The sequence below is a fragment of the uncultured Fretibacterium sp. genome (genome assembly GCF_963544685.1).
Lineage (GTDB): Bacteria > Synergistota > Synergistia > Synergistales > Aminobacteriaceae > CAJPSE01.
Genome location: NZ_CAUUGJ010000163.1, coordinates 1 through 3,891, shown reverse-complemented (window position 1 = coordinate 3,891; position 3,891 = coordinate 1). Strand labels below are relative to the sequence as shown.

The 3,891-nt window shown below is 65.4% G+C and carries 5 protein-coding genes; 3 read left to right on the top strand and 2 right to left on the bottom strand.

Annotated elements, in window-relative coordinates; all coding sequences use genetic code 11:
• The coding region (locus ABLA28_RS10890) for a hypothetical protein (protein WP_347713686.1) at positions 1-1,096 on the bottom strand (1,096 nt) is incomplete at its 3' end.
• Positions 1,097-1,283: 187 nt separating this feature from the next.
• Positions 1,284-1,529, bottom strand: a complete 246-nt coding sequence (locus tag ABLA28_RS10885) for a hypothetical protein (protein WP_314719235.1) — start codon at positions 1,527-1,529, stop codon at positions 1,284-1,286.
• Between the two features lie 108 nt (positions 1,530-1,637).
• On the opposite strand from ABLA28_RS10885, the gene ABLA28_RS10880 reads away from it, so the two are divergent.
• From ABLA28_RS10880 to ABLA28_RS10870, 3 genes are all read left to right on the top strand, one after another.
• Positions 1,638-2,774, top strand: coding sequence for a DegT/DnrJ/EryC1/StrS family aminotransferase (locus tag ABLA28_RS10880; RefSeq protein WP_347713685.1), 1,137 nt, complete (start codon positions 1,638-1,640; stop codon positions 2,772-2,774).
• A gap of 141 nt (positions 2,775-2,915) precedes the next feature.
• Complete coding sequence (locus ABLA28_RS10875; RefSeq protein WP_347713684.1) at positions 2,916-3,608, top strand: zinc metallopeptidase; 693 nt, start codon at positions 2,916-2,918, stop codon at positions 3,606-3,608.
• Between the two features lie 107 nt (positions 3,609-3,715).
• Positions 3,716-3,886 carry a hypothetical protein gene (locus tag ABLA28_RS10870; protein ID WP_347713683.1) on the top strand — a complete coding sequence of 57 codons (171 nt, stop codon included), beginning with the start codon at positions 3,716-3,718 and terminating at the stop codon, positions 3,884-3,886.
• The last annotated feature ends 5 nt before the right edge of the window (positions 3,887-3,891 follow it).

Below are 3,891 nucleotides of genomic sequence, written 5' to 3'. Positions count from 1 at the left end.
GATGTAGCTCCGTCTCGTGGGCTCGGAGATGTGTATAAGAGACAGGCAGAAGGACGAAGACAGCGGAGATCAGGCCGGTGAACAGGGCAAAACCGGACTGGACCGAGAGGGCTTCCGCGCCGAGGGGGGAGAGGAAGTTCAGAAGCGTACGCGAGGCGATCAGGGCAAAGGTGAGCAGGGAGGCCCCGATGCAGATCATGCGCGCCGGGTTCGGCGACGGCGCGGCAAACTGCAGCATCAGCAGCCAGAAGGAGAGCTCGAGGAAGAAGCAGCCCATGCTCATGGAGAGCAGCGCGATCGGGGCGGATACCCCGACCAGGAGGATCCCCGCCGCGCAGAGCCCGATGCCCTCGGTCAGGATGCCTCGGCAGGAGATCGGCCTGTTCAGACGGAGCAGAGATACGAGCACGGCCAGGGAGAGCAGTGCGGATAAAATTTCCGGAACGTCGGAGGACAGGGGGCGCGCCGCGGAAAATCCGGAGTCGGCGATGATCTGCATGACGTTCATCACGAGTGCGAAGGCGATGAGGCCGACCCCCTCTCGGGTGGAGAAGACGGGGCTGGCGTAGTGCTCGCCCTCGGGCATCCAGCGCCGTTCCCGGACGGCCAGGAGAAGGAGCCCCGTGGAGAGGAAGGGAAGTGCGTGGAGCAGCGGGGGGAACTGAGGGATGACGAGCCTCCCCGTTGCGGAGGCCAGGGTGGACAGCCCGTAGAGCAGCGGAAAGGTCCTGGGGGAGAAGCGCGCGCAGAGCGTCATCCATCGGCAGAAGAGCAGGGCGGCCCCAAAGGCGGGCAGCAGCAGGGCGGGGATCTTCAGCGGGCCCCAAAGGCCTCCCAAAAGGGGCAGGGGCAGCAGCAGGCAGGGCATGAGCCAGATTGTCCGCGCAAAACTGCCTGGCCCCGGGAGGTTGGTCCGGGCGATCAGCGTGCAGCTCAGCGCGAAGGCGAAGAGAAACGACGTGAGCAGGATGGGGGCGACGGGGAGAAGCGCCCGGGACGGGGCCTGCGAGAGCCAGACGAGAAAGAGCCCGAGGCCGATCGACGTCGAAGCCGCCTCGAAAGGGGTGGCGCGGGCGATGCGCTGTGCTGCGTCCATTTCCGTTCCCTCCAGATCCTTCCATTATCTTTCAATCCCCCGGACCGCGCCCTCGAGCGGTTTTCCGCGGGGACTCGAACCCGGGTCCATTAAACCGCTCCAAACCCCGGAAGGGCAATACCCCCGTCAGGATGGTTTTTCCCATCCGCCCGAGATCGAGGGCCGGAGAGTTCCGGAACACGAGGGCTCAGACGGATGTCCCTCCGTCTCGATCGCCGCGTTCCTCTTCCCCCGGGTCCGCCTCCTCCAGAAACAGGGGCATCCACCGTTTCCAGAGCCACAGGGAGAGGGAGCCCGTCAGAAAGCCCAGGGCAAGCCCCAGGACGATGTAGTCCTCCCTTCCGCGCCCGAGGGCGTATCCCGCATATCCGGCCAGGGCGTAGCCGAACGCGATGACGGAGATCATGGATAGAACCGTGATGAAAAGCCGCATGTCGTTCTCCTCGAATTTCGACGTTTGAGGGATAATGTATCATAAAAACGAAAACGCCGCGGCGGATATTTGAGCCTAAGCCGATTTGAATTTCGAGGAGATGGTAGGGTGAACGATCGTCTGCCTATTTTGGACTTGTCCCGGGCCTATGCGGAGATACGGGACGAGGTGCGGGGGGCCCTCGAGCGCGTGTTCGAGGCTCAGTCCTTCGTCCTGGGGCGCGAGGTCCGCGCTTTCGAGGAGCATGTCGAGAGCTACCTGGAGCTTCCCGAGGGCTCGGCGATCGGCTGCGCCTCGGGGACGGACGCGCTGATCCTGGCCCTGATGGCCCTGGATGTCGGGCCGGGGGACGAGGTCGTCACGACCCCATACAGCTTCTTCGCCACGGCGGGGGCGGTCGTGCGCCTTGGGGCCAGGCCCGTGTTCGCGGATATCGACCCCGTGACCGGGAACATCGACCTTGCCGAGGTCGAGCGCAGGCTGACCCCGAGGACAAAGGCTTTTCTGCCCGTGCATCTGTTCGGCCAGACCGTGCCCCTGGAGGGCATCTCGGCGCTCTGCGCCGAGCGGGGCGTGGCGATCGTGGAGGACGCCGCCCAGGCCTTCGGCGCCTGGCGTCGGGTGGAGAACCGTATCGCGCGGGCCGGCGCCGTGGGGGACGTGGGGTGCTACTCCTTCTTTCCCACGAAGAACCTGGGGGGCTGCGGCGACGGCGGAATGGTCGTAACGCGCGACGCAGGACGGGCCGAACGGCTGCGGCGCCTGCGGGTCCATGGCGAGGAGCGCACCTACTTTCACGAGGAGGTCGGGCTGAACAGCCGGCTCGACGCCCTCCAGGCGGCGGTCCTCGATGTGAAGCTGCCCCACCTGGAGCGCTGGAATGCCGACCGGCGCCTCTGCGCCGACCGGTATCGTCTGCTCTTCGAGTCCCGGGGGCTGACGGACCGGGTGACGCTTCCCGAGGAGCTCGCCGGCAACCATCATATCTATCATCAATATGTGGTGCGCGTTCCGGACCGGGACAGGCTGATGGCCCACCTCGAAGGGCTGGGGCTGACGACGCGCGTCTATTACCCCCTGCCGCTGCACCTCCAGCCCTGCTTCGCCTTTCTTGGGGGACGGCCTGGAGACTGCCCGCAGGCGGAGCGCCTGTCGCAGGAGTCCCTGGCGCTCCCGATTTTCCCCGGCCTCGAGGCGGAGGAACAGGAGCGTCTGGTGGAGGCGATCGCGGCTTTTCCGGCCTAGCCCCGGAACGATACAGGGGCAGCCTGCGCCAACCGCGGCGGCGGCCCTGCCGGTGTGGTTTCTGCGGATGCGCTTTATGCGGCCCGCGGCTATACTGGCTAGGCTTACATACTCTTGATGTACGGGGAGGGAATCCGCCTCATGTATTATCCTTTTTTCGATCCCACGATGCTCCTTTTGATCCCGGCGCTGCTCCTGTCGCTCTGGGCTCAGGTGCGCGTCAAGAGCACCTTCGGACGCTTCAGCCAGGTGCAGGCGCGGGGCGGCGTCACGGGCGCCCAGGTGGCGCGGATGCTGCTGGATCGTTTCGGACTGTCCTCCGTGCCGGTCAATCACGTTCAGGGGAACCTGACCGACCACTACGACCCCAGGGACCGGACGCTCAGCCTGTCGGACGCGGTCTACTCCAGCTCCAGCATCGCCGCCATCGGAGTCGCTGCCCATGAGGTGGGGCACGCCATCCAGCACAGCGAAGGATATGCGCCCCTGATGTTCCGCAACCGGGTGGCGCCTGCGGTTGGGTTGGTCTCCAACATGGCCATCCCCCTTTTCTTCATCGGCCTCCTGATGCGCGGTCAGTTCCTGATGAACCTGGGCATCGTGCTCTTTCTGGGTGCAGTCGTCTTCCACCTGGTGACGCTGCCGGTGGAGTACAACGCGAGCTCGCGCGCCATCACGATCCTGAACGGGACGGGAGCCCTGGCCCCGGATGAGCTGAACGGAGCCAGGAGCGTTCTGAACGCCGCCGCATGGACCTACGTCGCCGCCGCCCTGATGGCCGTGCTGCAGCTGGTGCGCCTTCTGGTCCTGATGAGTTCCTCTCGGGATCGCTGATTCGCGTATGGGACGAATCTTCGTTTTGCCGTCAAGATGCAGCGATGGGGCACCCGTCGAGGGGTGCTCCTTTTTCTTTCGATTTTTGGGTCGTTGGGGAGGACATCGTGCGCGGGATTGAGGGAGCGCTTCACGTACTGGCCCGTGTGAGGGAGGGGCGCTTCGCCTCGGAGGCCCTGCGGGACTCCGGCTCGGCGATGGCCCCCGGGGATCTGTCCCTCGCCGCCTCGTTGGTCTATATCTGTCTCTTATACACATCTGACGCTGCCGACGACTAGTCGAG

Excerpts from the sequence above, each read along its gene's own strand:
- ABLA28_RS10885 (WP_314719235.1), bottom strand. The coding sequence starts at position 1,529 with ATGCGGCTTTTCATCACGGTTCTATCCATGATCTCCGTCATCGCGTTC.
- ABLA28_RS10875 (WP_347713684.1), top strand. The coding sequence starts at position 2,916 with ATGTATTATCCTTTTTTCGATCCCACGATGCTCCTTTTGATCCCGGCG.